Raw genomic sequence first — 18,293 nt, 5'->3', positions numbered from 1 at the left:
GGTTAATTTCAAAAAGTTGGATAAATAGTTATGTACGCACCAATGGATATCCACATCTCTTACGGGGGTCTACCCTCCCAAGTCTCACAGAGTCTAAGCTCCTACATTCCTTCGTTCAACCTTTCCATAAGGTGGATGTCGGTCATGCTGCCCCACAGGATCTAAGTCCTTACGTTAGTTGCGTTGCCGACTAATCCCATGCTGATTTTGTCCGTTCATCTTTTCAAATTTATTTGTTAATAGTTAGTTTTATAGTGATTAAGCTGCTATTGGTTCTTGGATAAATGCATGCATATGGGGGATGTCCTTCAACATCTTCTCCTCTTTAAACACAAACTGCTTCTTCCCAATATAGAAGAGTATACGGATGAGCTTATTACACAAAGCAATTAAAGACTGCATCTTTTTCAACAGATTATCAGGTCTTGTTGTGTAATAATGATGCAGGGCTTTAAAGGCTTTATTATTAGCTACTAGAATCATAGATGCCCGAAACAGTAGTGCCCTTAATTTTTTTCGACCACGTTTCGTAATCCTGGTTCTCCCTTTATGCTTTCCTGATGTATTTTCTTTTAAGCTGAGTCCTGCCAGTTTGGTTATCTGACGAGGATGATTGTATTCACTCAAATCGCCTACTTCAGCGAAGAAACCCGCCACTGTATCGCGTCCAATTCCTGTTATTTCTAACATTTGATCAACGCCTGGAATATCTTGAAGCAGTGTATCCAGAGTTTGGTCAAGCTCTTCGAACTTGGCTTGAATGAGTTCATACTTTTGAATTAACGTTCTTAATTCCATTTTAGCCATCATGGCGCCCTGACGAATGCCAATCGAGCGATTGGCGGCTTCTTTTAAAGCTTGAATCTTCTTGATCCCTATACTACGTTTCACTGCTTGCCTTAGATAATCCAGAAATTCTTCATCTGTATATTCACCTATTTCGTAAGGTAAAGCATCGAGTTTTAATAAATGAAGAGCTGCCTTCCCTTCCCAACTTTTAAAAACGGTAAAAAACTCTGGAAAGTATCGATCAATCCAGTTGTGTACCTGTCCCTGCACAATTTGTAGGTCCACATTTAATAAATCGCGTAATTTTTAGCCACACGCAGTTCCGCGAAAACCCCTTGTGGTATGGTTGGTTCAGCGTATCTACCATCTTTGACTAGTTGTGCAATGACTTTCGCGTCTTTTACATCATTTTTAGTTGGAGAGTTATCGTCTAACTCCTTACTGTGCTTGACATGTAAAGGGTTGACCGTTACGAACTTAATCTGTTCCTCCTTTAGAATATGAGCTAAATTAAGCCAATAATGGCCTGTAGGCTCCATCCCAGTAATGACAGACTCCATTTCGCATGACTCTTTTATTTGATTAATCCAATCAATAAATGTCTTAAATCCTTCTTGGGTATTATCAAAAAAGCAAGTAGATCCTAGCTCTATTCCACGATAATCCTGCGCTCTAGCTACATGATGATGTTTGGCAATATCAATACCTATTACTAAGGTTTTAGGTGTGATTTGAGCTATTTTATGATTTTGGTTATAATTCATAGTGAGACCTCCGAGTAGATATTTTGTCCCTTTTAGCTGGCCAGCTCAGGACACATTTATCTTATCAAGAGGTCTTTTTTCTCTCAAATCGTATTTTCACTTATTACAGGAATGCTGCCCTTAAGTTTAACAACAAAAAGACTGTCTAAGCAGCCTAATGATCTTTAACTAAAGCACCCGTTAATTGAAGAAGCTAATATTTTTCTTAGTGTGAAAAAGTCTACTTGTAAGGTAAAATCAAACAGAAAGGAGAAATAATATGAAATTAATCTATAAATTAGCTCTTCAGGACTTTCTCAATTTTCAAATGTACCACGCCGCCAATTCACCGGCCGTAAAAAGAGCACTCTTAATCCAACGGTTCATATTTCCAATCATTATGCTAGCCCTTCCCCTGTTCATTGACTCATCCATAACCGGGTGGATTGTTTATGCTATTGTTGCTGCAATCTGGCTTATTTATTATCCTAAGTATTTTTATGGACATATTAAAAGGAATTCGAAAAAAATGCTTCAGGAAGGAGTCAATGGTTCGTTATATGGTACCTATGAACTTACCATAACAGATCAAGAAATCATTGAGAAAAGCCCAAATGGTGAAACCAGACACAATTGGGGATCTATTCGAAAAATTGTTGATACCCCAAGCTATTTTTATATCTACAACAGCAATATTTCTGGATACATCATTCCTAAATCAAAAATTTCACAAGATATGTTGACTTTTCTTCAAAATAAAAAGGCTGCTATTTAGCAGCCTTCAACATCATCTCTTTATAGTAACCAAAAGACAAGTCCTATTACTGTTAAGGAGAAAAGTAACGGGATTGCACCACCAACTCCTAAACAACTGGAAAGGAAGTTATAAATAGACCAGCGAGTTTTTTCTCCCTTGGTCGGCTTTTCTTCGAACACTCTAGGCCTATATGTCCTATTTTTTTTCATAATTAATATCCTTACCTGTGAATTTTTAAAGAAAAAGCTGCCTTCAAGACAGCTCCGATCTTCCGCTAAGCACCCGTTTGTTTAAGAAAAATTTTTCACTATTATTCCTTTACCATAACATTATTGCTTCAAACGGACACTGTATAATCTCATTGCCTCAAGACTGCCTTCCATTTCAAAGATTCCACTTTCAATCATTTTCTTCAACCGATAGTTTATGAAAGTATCACTTATATATTGGTCTAAATGTATATGGCCAAGGACATCTCCAATTAACCTTAATGATTTAAAAAATTCATTTGTTTTACGTTTACCGTGGAGCTTTTTCGCTCTATTTATAATAAGTTCGTCAAAGTAGTCTTCACGGACACTTTGTACTGTTCCGTTTTTCCAAATTCTTAAAGTTTCTTTATTTTCATTGAGAGAAAGCCAATCCTTTTCATATTGTTCCTGTTCCTGTTGGGTTAGAGGGGATTGGTCCTGTCGTAGTTTTTCGTAAATCTCTTGGAGCTTTTCTGGGGCTATTTCGCCTGTGTGTGAAATCGAGTATTTCCGTTTGCCTATATTAAAAAGTTCATTAAATCCCTTCGTTGTGTTCATAATGAAAAAATCATTATTTTTTTCCTTTAAAAGTTCCACGGCAAAACGAAGTCCCGTCTGCTCCTCAGCATTTTCAGCAGCCCACAAATAAATAGGAATATCTTCTTTAATAGACATAATTCGATTAAAAGCTCTATTGAATGTTTCCTTTAATTCCTCAAACTCGCCATCCTCTTCAGCCAAGTTATTTTGCATCCAATTATACCTGGCCTGTTTTCCAACTTCTTCATTAAACTTCCAGATAGGACCGATAGAGAACATTTCTCGAACACAAATGATCTTTTCATCATTATAATCAGCACCCATTTCCTTCAGTGCTTGTCTAAAACATCCCGCAGCAGAATCTACGAACAGAATATGAACAACCTTGATGGGTCCCTCTATTTTATTTTGCTGCTGTTCAGTAATCTCGAAAACCGCTTTGTATGCGTTTTTCATATCTTCAATAAACTGCTCCTCAGAATAGTCCTGCTCGTCTAAAAAATGTATTCTTTTTAAAATATGGCTAAGAAGTAACCTTGCATCTCTCTCTCGTAATTCCTTTACGATCTTGTTTATTTTCTCTATTTTCTCTATTTTCTCTATTTCCATAAAAGAGTCTCCCATAAGTAAAATTCCTTCCTAAATATTACAATTAATTGAAAGAAATGTTTAATCAGAGAAATCCCTGAACAATACTTCTATCTCTTGACCACCATAAAAATTATCGTCACCAATAAATTTTTCAATCTCTACTGTTCCATCCGCCATAAATTCAACTTCCCAACGTTGTCCAGGAATTGCAATTTCAACCATAATAGCATCATTTCTAACTTTATTTAGCTTATAGCTTATATTTTTTTCCTCTAATTTATTGAGGAAATTGATTAAATATTTAGGGCCCAGCAAACCATCTCCATTCCTCAGATAATATAAAATCCTTATCGAACTAAACTACCCAGTTAGTGCCATAAGAAAAAGGCTGCCGAAGTAGCCATACGATCTTCAACTAAAGCACCCATTAGTTTAAGTGCAAACCTTCACAAATACCAAAAATCATTCAATAAGAAAAAGTATTACCCTTGATTAGCTGGATGATGACAGCTCTGCTAGTACTAACATTTACTTTGCCCCTGGTTACACCAACGCTGCAACTGGGCCTTACAGTTAAATCAATTACCTATTACACCAGACTAAAATAAGGCTGCCCCAGAAGAATACAATAGGTCAGCCTTTATTGGTTATCATTTTTATTTAGGTTTACGCATTCTCTTTACCGCCAAATTTGAAGCCGAGATGACCGGTGTATTTACCAAGATTACCGCCAAGATGAGCGCCTATTCCTTGTCCTCCGCCTAGCTGGCCGCCTGCTTGAACACCAAGCCCTTGTTGGCCGCCTAAGTTGCCGCCCGCATGAATGCCAAGACCTTGTCCTCCGCCTAAGTTGCCGCCTGCCTGAACACCAAGACCGTGCTGGCCGCCTAAGTTGCCGCTTGCCTGAATGCCAAGACCTTGCCCTCCGCCTAAGTTGCCGCCTGCCTGAACACCAAGACCGTGCTGGCCCCCTAAATGACCGCCTGCCTGAATGCCGAGCACTTGACCGCCTCCTAGCTGGCCGCCTGCTTTGACTCCAAGACCGTGCTGGCCCCCTAAATAACCGCCTGCATGGACACCTATCCCTTGACCGCCGCCTAGCTGGCTTCCCGAATAAACCCCAAGACCATGTTCTCCTCCTAAATGACCGCCAACATTGTAGCCAGTCCCCTGTCCGCTTCCCAAATGGCCATCGGCATACATACCTGCCATTTGACCTCCTATATGCCAATATCCTGGAGGATAAGTTCCATAATAAGAGGCGGGATAAGGATAAGAATATTGATAATAAGACTGAGCATAAGGCTGGGACCTATAGGGATAACTAAATGGATATATTACCATTTTCCTAAACCTCCAATCAGATCATGCTTTAGTTTATGCGCCATAAATAAGGTATGATACTTAACCTTAACTAAACGAAGACAGAAAAATGGGGAGTGGCCACTTGATTTTGCCAAAGATATAAAAGGAGTTCCAAAACTATGTGCTCGGGTATGACTGTCATGTGTATTACCCGGTGTTACAATCGTACTGAGGACAAATCCGTTTCGATCCGAGGCTGCATGAAAGGAATAGGCAAACTGCTTGGTCCGTTCGTCTTTTACGTAATACCCGCTTTCTGGATCCGTTGTACTTTCTTTGATTTCTTTGGATTCTTCTTTCTTTAGAAAGCATGGTCATCACCTCAAGATTGAATTACTTCTATTTTAAAACAAAGAAGACTGTAGACAAACCCGTTTTTTCGGGTTTGTCTACAGTCTGAAAGGTTCCTTCATCAAGGAACCTTTTTATTTTGTATAGTTTTCTTTAGCTGTCTCTGGTCCAGTACTTGAATAAATAATATTCCTCAATTGGATGACCAGACTTTTAAGTTCCTTCTCTCTTTCCAAATAGTACAGCGAAGCTTGTACTAAAGGGAGATTCGGCCCCTCTTTATTAATCTCTGACTGGATAAATCGGCAAAGATCTTTTAATTCCGAACGATGTACGGAGCCGGACGGAAGGACGTCAATAGACGAATCCATCTCCTTGAACAGTTCGATAAGGATCTGTTCCATTTCATCTTGGCGGTCCTCGAGTCCCCAGTTTAAATACCTTTCGAAAGAAGCTTGTGTTAACAGAGGCTTCAAATTGGATTCTATCATATGCTTAAAGAGCACATTAAGCTTGTCCAAAATGAAATTTGCCGTTTCCTCGAGCGATAATGATTTTTCCTCATAAACAATCCAAAATAGATACTCTTTCAAAATTGCTCGATAGATGGAAACTAAATCCCACAGGAGCGGATGGATTTCCTCACCGTACACAAGCAAGAGGCACTCTGTATGCCATCGGATAAGTCGCCCCCTAAACTTGTGTCTAAGAGGTTGAAACTTGGGATCTTGCTGGATGGGGAGCTCAGTAAATTCGACAAGAATATGCTTGTACTCTATAAAATAACTAAATCTCAGAATGATCTGCTGCAGAAACTGCTCCTTCGGAGTGAGACTTGGAATGCGCTTCAACTCATCGACTTGATCAAAATAGATGTTAAGGCATTGATTAAACACCTCGCTGAATAGGTCTTCCTTAGAAGGGAAATATTTATAGACGGATCCTTTAGCAATGCCGCAATCCTCTGCAATATCCTGTATCGTCGTCGAAAGAAACCCCCGTTCCTTAAAAAGCTTCGTAGCAGAATTCACAACCTCTTCCCTTGTCACACTCATATAAAAATCTCCCTGCTTGACTATTTATGAATAATGGTACAAAATATAAAACATCAAGTCAAATGACCTAGTGTTTAATTTAATAAACTTAAGGTCAAATACAAAAGATGAGGAGACATACGTAAATGGAAAAATTGCTAGATCTGCAAAAAACTGCATTGGTTGTCATTGATTTGCAAAAGTGGCTGGGCAATCAATACGCCCCTTATTCCGCCGAGCAGGTGGTATCTAACGCGGCCGCCTTGGCAGATGCTTTCCGTGATCAAGGTTCAATGGTTGTAATGGTCCGGGTATCGAGCAAGGATTTGAAGGATATCCCGAGACCAAAGTTAGATTCTCCTGCTCCTCCACTAAATTTACCAGATGAGTGGGACCAGATTGTCCCGGAAATGCGAGTAGCCGAAACGGATCACGTTATCACCAAGAAACAATGGGGAGCCTTTTATGGAACAGAGCTCGACTTACAACTTCGTCGCCGAGGAATCGACACTATTGTCTTATGCGGCATCTCTACTGGGCTTGGCGTGGATACAACCGCACGAGAAGCATTTATGCATGGGTATCAGCTAATTTTCGCTTTTGATGCCATGACTGGATTTTCCCAAGCCGAGCATGATCATGTGAAAAATGTTATTTTTCCACGTATTGGGCGAACTCGAACAACGCAGGAAATCATCTCTGCCCTAGCGGAAGCTTAACATAGGAGATGTGTCCTCGGATTTATCTGGTTCCAAGGGTCGTTTTTTATTTTTTGAAGAAAAGTCTCAGTTTGAATTAGTACAATGCATTAAAAATGCTTTTTACTCCACAAACCATTTCAGTAAGTAGACAATCGAATGGCCCCCCATTTTATAGCATCTCATTATTAATGGAAAGAAACTATAAATTAATATCTATTTAAGTTATTTTTGGATTGAAAGGAAAAACACTGTCATATAAGGTTTGAAGAAAGAGTTTTTATGTCAGCAGCCAATTTAGAAATGGAGAACTAAAAGAGCCATTGACCTTACCGAAAATACCCTTCTCCTTTGAGAAGGGCTTTTGTTGTTTGTACTAATAAAAAAATATTCAAAAGTAAAAAGCCCATCAAATAATAATGGACTTAAAACTACGGTGGGTAGTACAAAAATTGCTACTTCATTAAGTACTTTAATAGCAATAGGTAAGACTTTGATGTAATCTCCATCTTTTCCCCTGCTCCACACCCAACGTGCGGCTTTCGCCGCATTAGGCGTTCCATCTTCCTCATTTAGACTAACGTAACTAAATTACAAACTTTACGAAATTGGTTTAACTTCTTCAATTGTTTGCCATCTAATTGAAGAATGTCCCTATATCGTTCAATCGTCTCTTCATTTGTAGCATGGATTAATCTATGGACATCTTTGTGTATGATTACAAGATTGTTAAATTCATCTGTTCCTCCCATATGTCGGGGTAACTTGTGATGACAGTGTACCTGATTGGATGTTAAAAATTCCCCTGTCACTGCACATTTGCCTAATTGCATTGAGTACCTTGAAATTCTGTTATCTGCAATTTCTAAATTATCCTTTTCATAAGGTATTTTTAACATTTTGTTAATCTCTATGGCAACGTCAGCACTAATATTTTGATGAAGTTTAAGTCTTCCTTCTTTTGTATAATTACATATAACTTGACTGAAGTTCATGGCGTTACTTGTTTGAATATCTCCTAAAGGAAATAAGTATGCACCAGCAATTTTATATGTTCTGAAATTATTCTTGTGAAGTCTCTTGTATGTGTCTGATGGCTTTATAGGTTTTCCATATTTGCCAATTGGTTTTAGACGATTATACATGGTTCTGATGAGACGATAGGCTATTTTTCCAAAGTCTTTATTGATATGAGTCGCAACCTTGAAGTAATTTTTTATTCCGAGAATATAAGCGTTATAATCCATGACAGTAAATGGTGTAGGCTTATTTTGGATTTTGCGGATTAAATATCTAAGTTTCTCTAGTATATTTTTCATCTTTTTATCCATAACGTGTGTATTGGCTACGAATTTATTACGCTTCGCTACTGCCTTTAAAGAAAAACCTAGAAAATCGGATTTTCGTCTTCTTAGATTAGTAATCGCTGATTTCTCAGTAGATATATCAAGGTTTAATTGTTCTTTTAAGTATCCTTTGGTCGCGTGAAAAATTTTGATAGCCCATTGGGGAGAGTTTGTGAAAATCTTGAAGTCATCTGCATATCTCACGATATACATTTGTTTAAGGTTCGTTTTCTTTAACGCTCTTGTTTTACTGTTAGGTGCATAAGGATGTCTTGTTTTTAAACTTTCCCATTGGTTAGCTATCCACCAATCCAAGTCATTTAGAACAATGTTTGATAGGAGTGGAGATAGGATTCCACCTTGAGGAGTTCCTTTGGTTGGAAAACCTAGTCCTTTTATTGGTGCCTTTAGCATTTTTGAGACAATTGTTAATACTCTTTTGTCCCGTATGCCTATCCTATACATTTGTTTAATTAACTTTGAATGGCTCACGTTATCAAAGAAACCTTGAATATCAATGTCTACCACATGGTGCAACTTCACATTATTAATTAAGAACTGACATCTCGCCATTACATGATGGGTTGACCTGTTAGGTCTAAAACCATATGAATGGTGATAAAATTTAGCTTCACATATTGGTTCTAATATTTGTTTGAACATCTGTTGAATTAATCTATCTCTCATAGTTGGAATCCCTAATGGACGCTTCTTACCATTGGGTTTAGGTATTTCAACCCTTCGTACCGTTTGGGGTTTATAATTCTTTAATGATTCTCGAATATCCTCAATAAATTCATCAACATTTTCAATCTTATATTTGTCAATCGTGATGCCATCAGTTCCAGCTGTTTTTGACCCTGTATTCGCCTTAATGTTCCGAAAGGCTAATAAGATGTTGTCTTTCGATATGATATGTTCATATAGCCTTAAACCATTTGTAGCATTGTTTTTACTTCGCTCATAAAGGTCATCAAATATGTCTTGCATACCGTAATATTCTGCATGTCGTAAAGCTGTACTCACCGATGGATTGTTTCCCCTTCCTTGCGGAAAATCCCATCATCTTACTCGACCCTGTGAGTTTCATTTAGTTATGTTAGTTTTCAAAGAGAAGACTTGGGACTATCCCTCCACGATTGTTACACGCTTCAACGGTACTGTATCCCTACTTTCGCAAGAGCAAAGTCACTTCGATAAATATATTATCTTATAGACACCATCCCGATAGTAGTCGTTTAATAGTGGATGTTTCTTACTTACAACGTTCCGATTAACCTAGCTTTACATATAACCGTAGGTGCTCACTTTAAGCCTGCCAACCTATATCCTCATTTGTTAGATATCCCGCAGTTCCTATACACTACTCGTACTTTCCGGTGTTTGACACTGCGTTCGCAGCATACGCCTTTCGAGCGTATTAAAATCTAGACCCGTACATTCGCAAGTTCGTCAGTCCAGTTGGACATTCTCACCATAGATATTTTGTAGCATCCCGACCTATCACAAACCATATTCTAGATAAGCAACTTAGGTTCATTTCAGCCGACTTTACCTAGCTTCATACACATTTTGACTACTATCATTATGTGCATGTAGGAGGATCAGATAACTCGTTTCAGCTCAACATGACGGCTTTCATTCCGAGTTTTAATTAATCAGTTGTCATTGCTTATTAGCAATTCTCCTATTTCGCGCTTTGGCACTTATAAGGAAACGTTTCGCGCAGTACATTAGTTCACAACGTATTTAATATCCACCAGAACAATAAAGCAGGAAACGAATGACTTTTACCTAGATTTGTTAAGAACGAGGAATGAGACAGTAATAGATTTTTTGGATATAGTTAAAGTGAATCATTATCAAAAGGAGTAATCTAATGTTCACTGTTTATAGCGATACCATTCAATTTAAAGGGACTCATTATGAGTTTGGATATATGCAAGGAGAAACATTAAAAGAGTCTCCTATTTTACCAAATCGAGCAAAGCAATGGACTTCGAGAAGAACACGTCATTTTGCTACCGACCAAGAAAAGGCACTAACTCTACTGTCAAAATATATACCCGAAGTTATAGAAGAAATACATGGATTAGCAAATGCTTTACAATGGAGCATTGATGACGCAATAAGAGAATTTGGCGGGTATTATTTGGAGTACGGAAAAAGCGGATGCTCTATCTTAACCAGCCCGACTACCTTATACGGAATTACGACAGTCATCCTGGTTCTTACGAAGGAAGATTCACTCTTTATCAACCAACCGATGGTGGATACGCAGTTATTGGTCCTTCTATGCAAATAACCGGAAGAATTGATGGTATGAACGAAAAGGGTCTTGCTATGGGGTATAACTTTATCAATCGTATCCATTCGGGAGATGGATTTATTTGCAACATGATTGGGCGAATGATACTAGAGACATGTTCCAATGTAGAGGATGCTATTAATCTACTGAAAGAAATCCCGCATCGAACGTCATTCAGTTATGTATTGCTCGACCCAAAAGGTGATTCTTATGTAGTAGAAGCATCTCCCCGCTCCGTAATAGCTAGAAAATCAAACACCAGCACGAATCATTTCGAAATGCTTCTAGAGGAAAATCGTTATCGGATGGACGATTCGAAACGAAGACAACAAATTATGGAGAAACAACAAAAATTAGGTGTTTACGAGGCTTTTTCTTTATTAAATAACAAAGATGAACAAGTTTTTTCTGAAAAGTACGATGCTTCATCAGGAACCTTACACACTTCTGCTTACATTCCAAAAGAAAAAAAGGTTTGGTTCGCAATCGGTCCAAACCGTAACCCAGTCATTTTTGATTTCGAGAAGTTTCTAGGTGGAGAAAAAAATAATATCAAAAAAATAAAAGGGGAACTAAATTTTAATGTCCCCTTCCTGAATATGAATTTATAATAATTCGTACCCATTATTAAAGTAATAAATCTATAATAAAAGAAGGCGTTATTAATGTCTTCTTTTTTTGTCGTAGCTTCAATGCTCTTGCTATCAACAATAAGGACAAATAATTATCTAAGTATTTAGTGACACACCCTTAAATCTCCGAATTCATTCCTTTTAACAAAAAAAAGGCTAGAAAAAGTCTTTTTTTATTTCAAAAAAAAGCGTGTGAGCCTTTAACTATTTTTCAAAACGTTATTTAACGAACGCAACCTTTAGCTTAATAACGCTAACCTTCAATTTTTTTAATGTGCTATAGTATAAACTGGATGGATATGCACAATTTGGAGATGGATATTCACTTGATTAATATAGAAAAGTAAAAAAACAGACAGATAAGTGGTACAGAGTTAAGTCTGAGCAAGGAGAAGTTGAAAATGAAAAGGACTCCTATAAAGGATAAATTTTATAGAGGAATTATTGCTATTTCAGCTCTATATTTATTAATTAGGATCTTTATGACAATATTGACTACAAAGTATGATATTGTCCTATATTCAAAGGCTTTAAATATCAATTTGACTCACTTTGCCTGGTTTATGGATATTGGCATCTCACTTTCAGCCTCATTTGCTCTATTCTTTTATTGCAAGTCGACAATCCCTTCATTTTTTTATTTTCTTATAATGTTGATATCCATAGTTAAATTGTTTCCTCTATTTGCATTTTCAAGTGATTATTCGTCTATAGATAATAGTATGACTAATAGTAATTACATCATATCGAAGCATCAATCTGATGGGGTAAACGATGGAAATAGGTACCTCTCTGTCTTCGTCTATAAAAACACAGAATTCCCTTTACTTTTCAAAAGGCAGGGAAGATACTCCAAATTTGTTCTTTCTTCGAGTGAAACTTTTATAAATTTTTCTAATAATAACTATTCTATTAGTAAAGATGGTAATTTTTTATCCTATGGAGATTTTAATATTCCTTTAAAATAATTTAGATTTAACCCATTCTATATTAATGGATATACGCGGTAACAATATTAAAACAAGGTGGAATATATGTCATACGAATCTAAGATCAAGCAAATAATTAAAGATACGCAGAGTAAAGTTCCTGAAAAGCGTTACAAAGCTTTAGACTCTTTGAATAAATTAAAAGATAACGAGGAAATAGGTCTGGATTTTGGTATTTTTGAAGATATTATAAAAGCTGCTTCATTCAACTTTGAGTCCACTAATGAAGAGTGGGATGACCCAAGCTTCCAGCTTATTGATTTTGTATGTGATTACCAAACCACTGAAGTATCAGATGCAATTGCTCGTTATTATCAAGGTTTTAGTCGTGAAGCAAAAATCCGGGCGTTGTATTATTTGTGTTCTTTTGAGGAAGAAAACAATCTATCAGCTATTATGGACATTTTTGAACAAAACTTACCTTCTAAAAATGCAATTATCGTAACGGAACCTTTATACGATCATCCTAGATGGATTCAAAGGATCGTAGAGAAATTCTACATATATCTCTCAGACGAATCGTATAAATATCAGTTTTATGACCTGCTATTGTATTGTTATGAGAACGAATTAATAAAAAATTTTCACCCGGATTTCGTATATCCGTTACTGCTCGAAGACTACGAAAAATGTAAGGAGAACTATAAATCTTATCACGATTCTTACAGCATTAAAAAGGTCTATATTGATTGGAAAGATAATTATATAGACCTCCGTTTAGAAATTGAGTACTTATTAATGAATATGACCTACCATTATAACGAAAAGGTTCAAGAAGTATTTGATGAAGTTCTTACGTTTAAGGATCCGATATTACAAACAAGAGCTTTTATTTCAACAATGGAATTTAAAGGAGTTTGTGATAAGAACCTTCTCAACGAGCTATCAAAAAATATTGAATCCACTCAACTTATTTATTATGGGTTGCACCGATTGCGTAAAACCCATTTATTCTTGACCGGTGAGAATAAACAACCTTATTTTGCTCGTTCTTATCTATTTGATTATTTAATGGAGTACGATGAGTATCAAGGAGTCCCATTCGAGGTGAAAATTGAAGATCATCTTGACATCGAAAATGATTATGGGCAGCCAATCCGTTACTATCTCTCCTCATTCATAGGAATAGATGAGAAAACATATTATGGTTGGGTTGGGGCCTTTCCGCTTGAGGTTAAGGACAGTATAGATATATGGGAAGGAACCTATACGGAATTAGAAGAATTCATACCTTCCGAGATAGAGGAATATAAAAACAAATTTATCAAAAAGAGAGAAATAAATAAAGAACAGCACCAGAGTGAAGTATATTTTGAAGACACGTCTGTTTTTAATAAAGGATGGTTGCCAACCTATTTAGTTCTAGCTGCAATGTGGTCCTTTCATTTTATTTCCTCTATCTCATATGGGTTAATACCTCTCTCAGCTATGACAGCTTATGTCCTGTTTGTAACAGTACGTTGGATTCTAGAGAGAAAATCTTTTATAAAAATCCAAGGAAGCAACTTGCAAATTCAGTACAAATCACAAGTTGAAAATATTGAGTTGCATCAGATTAAAAAAGTCTCTCTGCGTAAAAATGGCCGAAAACGCATTGCGGAAATATATGATAAAAATAATAATTTGCTAATTTCCTTTCCTACCAGGGTATTTGATTATGATACATTCATTGAGTGTGTTGAAGAACTTACTGACCATCTTAAAGAGCCGCCGTTTCTTGAAAATGAACAATAATATATTATTTAAGAATGAACAATGATCCCTATATATTAAGCTATGTTAAATAATATGGTTCTTACGTCTTTTTGGTGGATAGTATTATCCCTAAGCTATCATCTCATCTTCAGCGAAAAAAAGTTATGTTACTATTCTTTTACAAGCTGAAACGCAAACGATTTAATAAAACCTTTATCCCTGCACGTCCGTACATCATTCTTTTGATATTTTTCAACTTGTTTATGGTTCCTTCTGTTTTGCCATTTGACCAAGGTAAGGTTATCGCATAATAAACAGCCTTACAACAACCTCTTACGCCGTTAATAAATGTTTGAAAGTGAGGAAAAGAGGACTGTTTGTGCTCGATTAACCACTTTCTAAGACCTGATGAGTGTTTTTCTTCAAATAGCCGCCTGAAAGATTGAATGAATGTGCAGATTTTCATTAACGATGGAAATGAATCTAAAAGTTTGGGATGCACGGATTTCAATGCTTTCTTATGGTTTTGAACGTCTTTATCCCACAGAATCCGTATGATTGTCTGGAGAAGATTCAATGTTTGCGGCTTCTTACTTCGACTATCACGGCGTTCGTCCGCAATCATGTAATTTAGCGTGTTACGATGTCCATCAAATCCTGCCTTCCTACAGGCAGCTTCAATGTCATCGCTCTTTGATCCACCTGCTATCATGATTCGAATAAGGGGGAGATATCGATCATACACAGAAGTTCGTTTAAAGGAAGGTTTCGAGGTCACCGCTAAATCAGTATAGACCGTGTTACGGGAAATACCCAGCTGCTTTGCGATGACTGTAATGCTCTTACCTCCTTTCCGAAGGCGATGGACATGTTGAATTCTTTTCCAAATCTTTTCCTCGTGTTCTTCTAGAGGGACACTCCTTTGACTGGACTGGTTCTTCTTTTTTGATTCGGTATAAAATCGCGTCATGGCTTATCGGAATATGCATCTCCCTGCAGACCTTCTCTGCAGTTAAACAATTGTTTGAATATCCAATCTTGCGAATCAGCTTTTCCAGTCTATCCGTTTTTCTGCTTGACGCACTTAACCAATTCAAGCGTTCTGTGAAAATTTTAGTTTTACATTCAGGGTTCACACAATACCATTTTTGCAGAAGAATAGTCAGGTGAACCGAATGGCCTGAAACTGGAAGATCATCTACGCTCCTGGCATAACGGCTATGACGGCTGGATGATAAGCGCTTACATTTCGGGCACTGTGCATGTGTTGAACAGATTTTTAGAACGGCAAACAGTTTCTCAGACTCCATCAAAGTATGAATAACTTTAACATTTTCATCAAATGTAAATAGCTCTTCAATTCCCGAAAGATTCATACTACGCACCGCCTTTAGAGTATTACTATTCTATACCCGAAAAACAGTTATAAATGCTTCCACCAATTTTGCGTAAGAACCAAACCTTTTCACACCAGACCGTCAATATTTACTTTTTACTTTTAATTTTTTAGAGATTCATCATGTTTGGTGCCAGTTGAACCCGCTTGTTTTACTTTACCGGGCTTTCCTTACTTTTTTTATTTTTTAGCTCTGTTAAACGGCGCTGTTGATTTTTTAGCACGCTATGATAAGCGGAAAAACGTATCTCCAAGCTCATTTTAATTTGTACCTACTGATAAAATATTTCAAGGACGCAGATATGACACCACTTACCACGGAAGCATATTTTCATTTCTTTGTTGAGGTTTTGTTAGAATAATGTTTTTATTTTTTCTCTTATATTGTTTATAACTTTTTGTCCTGTGTTTACCTCTGTAAGAGTAATATCCCACATCACAGCATTTGTAATTGGATTGGGGTCCTTGTTAATTATTTTTATGGTAAGGTCATTTACGCCATCTAAAGGGATTTGAAAATCCTCCTCGCCGGTGAATGATAATCCTAACGAATAAATAACTGTTCCGCCACTGATGAATTCTATGTCACTACCTTCTGTGCTTGCAGCTTTAATTACATCGTCCGGTATGGCGACATAGCCTGTTATGTTTTTATATTTGCCATCTAAGTGATACGTGAATTCATTGTTTTTCGTATTATTTCTACTATACAGATTTATTTGAGGCCTAACCTCTTTCCGGTTTGCTTTAAAGCTGGACAAGCTTTCATCCCACTGTACAGACCCATCTTTTAAAATCAGTTCATTCAGAGCTAGGGTTTTCCCTCCCCCTTTTTCTAGATAATTATTGATACCGCCAATAATTATAATAGTGCCAAGGGCAAATACAATAGCTATTAAGATTATTTTGCAAATCCCTTTTGGTTTATCTCGGTCACCGGTGACTATTCGCTGTGCTGCAAATCCTGCCACAGCACCTAATGAATTAATTATGATATCGCCAATATCAAAAGCTCCCAAACCAGAAAACATTTGTAGGGTTTCTAGTATTGTTATAGACAAAATAAAAAAGCTTATAAAGCGTCTAAAGCTACATCGAAACAGGAGTGGAATGATAATCCCAAAAGGTATAAAGGCTACAAAATTTCCAACCTCAAAAAACCAAATTTGAAAGTTTTTACCCATTGGATAATTGCAATGGAATTATTTCAGGTATTAAATTAAATCGCATGCCAGAGTGTTGCCCCAGAGAACCTCTATTGAAACCAAGAAACAAGAAATAGAGGGTCAAAGCTGTATATAATGTTAACAATACAATCGTTATTTTTCGCAACTTTCCTTGATACATTATTACAATCCTTTCTTTTCTGGATAGTGAGTCACGCCTTCAGAGAACTCGAAGCTTTAGAGGAACTTGAATATTCCCCTAACGCTACAATCCATAATAACCCTCTCGTACTCGCACATTTTCCAATTATACCATTAATAAACAGTTTTGATTGTGGAGTTTCAGTTTTTTATCAACTCTATTTTACTAATTCTTGTTGAGTTAACCTGCCGCGTTAGTTGAAGAAAATCAACAACATACATTAACAGAGCCTATTTTTTAAGTATTTCGATTTCTAAGCAACCTTTTTCTCTAAAATCCATTTTACTAATTGATTCCGATTGTACAATTGAACATTATTGGTTGTAGTAAGCTTCTTGGCAGCTTCCGTATAATAGCTGTTTGTGACTACCTAAGCTTCTGTCCCTTTATAGTGAGGAACTGCAGATACGACCTCTTGTGTATCTTTTCGCCTGAACTACAATAGTTTTACCACCTGGACTCCTACGAATTAAATCCGCACCAAAACCACCAGTAGCATTAGTTAACTTAACCTTATAACCTTTTTGAGTAAACAGTAGTTCAAGGTATTGCTCAAACTGGGTCCCTGTCACTTTATCTATTTGATGAATACCTGCTCTTTTAAGTCTCCTTCGACAAAGAACGGCCCTCATAATATTATAAAAAATCATGCCCAGTACCAAAAAGAAAAAGGTTGTTACAGCCAGGGTGATATTGCTCGTTTTGAATAATATCCAAACACTAAATAAAACTATAGCTCCCCAAATTAAATCATCTAATGCTTTTTTCTGTTTCCTTTTCACAATAGTCCTCCGGTTTATATGGAATTATTCTATTTTGTATATTCGGTCCGTTTCTTCTTTATCATCAGCTAACGACAATCTAATTGGCAGGAACAAATATCCTTTTGCCGAATCTCCTTATAAAAAGGGGGATAAGATAAAATGAGACCTGGAGAATTATTTGAACAAATGAAAGAAGCTGTTGGTGATGATAAAGGAAACTTTGCCTTCGTAATTAGTGCAGCAAATAGCCATGAGCAGCTAGAAATCATTAAAACTGCAAAGTGGTTAGAAGAAGAATTGTATATAAGACTCAAAAAGTGTGAAGTTCAAAAAGCAATGATAACAGAAGGAGTATTCCTCGCAGGAAGAATATTAAATTTATAATTTCAGCCTTTTGATGGTGTTTTTTATTGAAACAAATCAACCCTTTATTATCCCATTAGCCATCCATGGAGCGCAAAAATCGGCGCTTCACCACAAAGAATGAAAATGTATTGAATCTGTCCATACTGTTTCTAAGGCTGGGAGAGGAAGGTCGATCAACTATGGTGCCTTAGAGCCCATCCGTTAGTCTGACTCCAACGACCACAGTGTACCATCGACTGTCGCACCCTTGAGGGCAGCACTTATGGGAGATTAAACCTTTTTATGGCTGTTGCGCCAGATTTACCTGATCTTATTATAAGTAAACGATATTACCATCCGATTTACCAGCCAACCCCTATTCAATCCTTCA

12 protein-coding genes and 5 pseudogenes are annotated in these 18,293 nt (G+C 36.9%); 5 read left to right on the top strand and 12 right to left on the bottom strand.

Going from position 1 to position 18,293, the window contains the following annotated elements:
* Positions 1–258: 258 nt before the first annotated feature.
* A pseudogene (locus BIV59_RS19930) lies at positions 259–1,553 on the bottom strand (IS110 family RNA-guided transposase).
* 259 nt (positions 1,554–1,812) lie between these two features.
* On the opposite strand from BIV59_RS19930, the gene BIV59_RS19925 reads away from it, so the two are divergent.
* On the top strand, positions 1,813–2,307 hold the full coding sequence (locus BIV59_RS19925; protein ID WP_071353208.1) for a YcxB family protein: 495 nt from the start codon (positions 1,813–1,815) through the stop codon (positions 2,305–2,307).
* 311 nt (positions 2,308–2,618) lie between these two features.
* On the opposite strand, the gene BIV59_RS19920 is transcribed toward BIV59_RS19925, so the two are convergent.
* The 5 genes and pseudogenes from BIV59_RS19920 to BIV59_RS19905 all read right to left on the bottom strand — a co-directional run bounded on the left by BIV59_RS19920 (position 2,619) and on the right by BIV59_RS19905 (position 6,382).
* Positions 2,619–3,689 carry a DUF1835 domain-containing protein gene (locus tag BIV59_RS19920; RefSeq protein ID WP_083392278.1) on the bottom strand — a complete coding sequence of 357 codons (1,071 nt, stop codon included), beginning with the start codon at positions 3,687–3,689 and terminating at the stop codon, positions 2,619–2,621.
* Between the two features lie 60 nt (positions 3,690–3,749).
* A complete protein-coding gene (locus BIV59_RS19915) occupies positions 3,750–3,986 on the bottom strand; it encodes a hypothetical protein (RefSeq protein ID WP_240501957.1) in 237 nt (78 codons plus the stop codon).
* Positions 3,987–4,337: 351 nt separating this feature from the next.
* Positions 4,338–4,883, bottom strand: a complete 546-nt coding sequence (locus BIV59_RS19910) for a hypothetical protein (RefSeq protein WP_071353207.1) — start codon at positions 4,881–4,883, stop codon at positions 4,338–4,340.
* Positions 4,884–5,170: 287 nt separating this feature from the next.
* Positions 5,171–5,338: pseudogene (locus tag BIV59_RS23360) on the bottom strand (IS5/IS1182 family transposase); the annotation flags it as partial.
* 123 nt (positions 5,339–5,461) lie between these two features.
* Complete coding sequence (locus BIV59_RS19905) at positions 5,462–6,382, bottom strand: TetR/AcrR family transcriptional regulator (protein ID WP_071353206.1); 921 nt, start codon at positions 6,380–6,382, stop codon at positions 5,462–5,464.
* Positions 6,383–6,507: 125 nt separating this feature from the next.
* On the opposite strand from BIV59_RS19905, the gene BIV59_RS19900 reads away from it, so the two are divergent.
* Positions 6,508–7,080, top strand: a complete 573-nt coding sequence (locus BIV59_RS19900; protein WP_071353205.1) for a hydrolase — start codon at positions 6,508–6,510, stop codon at positions 7,078–7,080.
* A 551-nt stretch (positions 7,081–7,631) separates the two neighbouring features.
* On the opposite strand, the gene ltrA is transcribed toward BIV59_RS19900, so the two are convergent.
* Positions 7,632–9,431, bottom strand: a complete 1,800-nt coding sequence (gene ltrA, locus BIV59_RS19895; RefSeq protein ID WP_071353204.1) for a group II intron reverse transcriptase/maturase — start codon at positions 9,429–9,431, stop codon at positions 7,632–7,634.
* Positions 9,432–10,284: 853 nt separating this feature from the next.
* On the opposite strand from ltrA, the pseudogene BIV59_RS19890 reads away from it, so the two are divergent.
* A pseudogene (locus BIV59_RS19890) lies at positions 10,285–11,324 on the top strand (C45 family autoproteolytic acyltransferase/hydolase).
* A 1,055-nt stretch (positions 11,325–12,379) separates the two neighbouring features.
* Positions 12,380–14,068, top strand: coding sequence for a hypothetical protein (locus tag BIV59_RS19880; RefSeq protein WP_071353202.1), 1,689 nt, complete (start codon positions 12,380–12,382; stop codon positions 14,066–14,068).
* Positions 14,069–14,207: 139 nt separating this feature from the next.
* Here BIV59_RS19880 and BIV59_RS19875 read toward each other — a convergent pair whose 3' ends face one another.
* The 5 genes and pseudogenes from BIV59_RS19875 to BIV59_RS19865 all read right to left on the bottom strand — a co-directional run bounded on the left by BIV59_RS19875 (position 14,208) and on the right by BIV59_RS19865 (position 17,575).
* Positions 14,208–14,999 (bottom strand): transposase, encoded by a 792-nt coding sequence (locus tag BIV59_RS19875; protein WP_071353201.1) that lies wholly within the window; start codon positions 14,997–14,999, stop codon positions 14,208–14,210.
* Between the two features lie 178 nt (positions 15,000–15,177).
* Positions 15,178–15,339, bottom strand: a pseudogene (locus BIV59_RS24570) (transposase family protein); the annotation flags it as partial.
* Positions 15,340–15,778: 439 nt separating this feature from the next.
* On the bottom strand, positions 15,779–16,609 hold the full coding sequence (locus BIV59_RS19870) for a VanZ family protein (RefSeq protein ID WP_071353200.1): 831 nt from the start codon (positions 16,607–16,609) through the stop codon (positions 15,779–15,781).
* Positions 16,610–17,046: 437 nt separating this feature from the next.
* Positions 17,047–17,151, bottom strand: a pseudogene (locus BIV59_RS24565) (hypothetical protein); the annotation flags it as partial.
* Between the two features lie 28 nt (positions 17,152–17,179).
* Positions 17,180–17,575, bottom strand: coding sequence for a restriction endonuclease (locus BIV59_RS19865; RefSeq protein WP_083392277.1), 396 nt, complete (start codon positions 17,573–17,575; stop codon positions 17,180–17,182).
* Positions 17,576–17,716: 141 nt separating this feature from the next.
* Between BIV59_RS19865 and BIV59_RS19860 the strand changes: the two genes are divergently transcribed.
* The gene (locus BIV59_RS19860; RefSeq protein ID WP_071353199.1) at positions 17,717–17,941 is read left to right on the top strand and encodes a hypothetical protein; all 225 of its coding nucleotides are present in this window, start codon (positions 17,717–17,719) and stop codon (positions 17,939–17,941) included.
* Positions 17,942–18,293 lie beyond the last annotated feature (352 nt).

This window comes from Bacillus sp. MUM 13 (assembly GCF_001866725.1).
Classification (GTDB): domain Bacteria; phylum Bacillota; class Bacilli; order Bacillales; family DSM-1321; genus Peribacillus.
The sequence above is the reverse complement of the archived record's forward strand: the minus strand, read 5'-3'. Positions and strand labels throughout refer to the sequence as shown.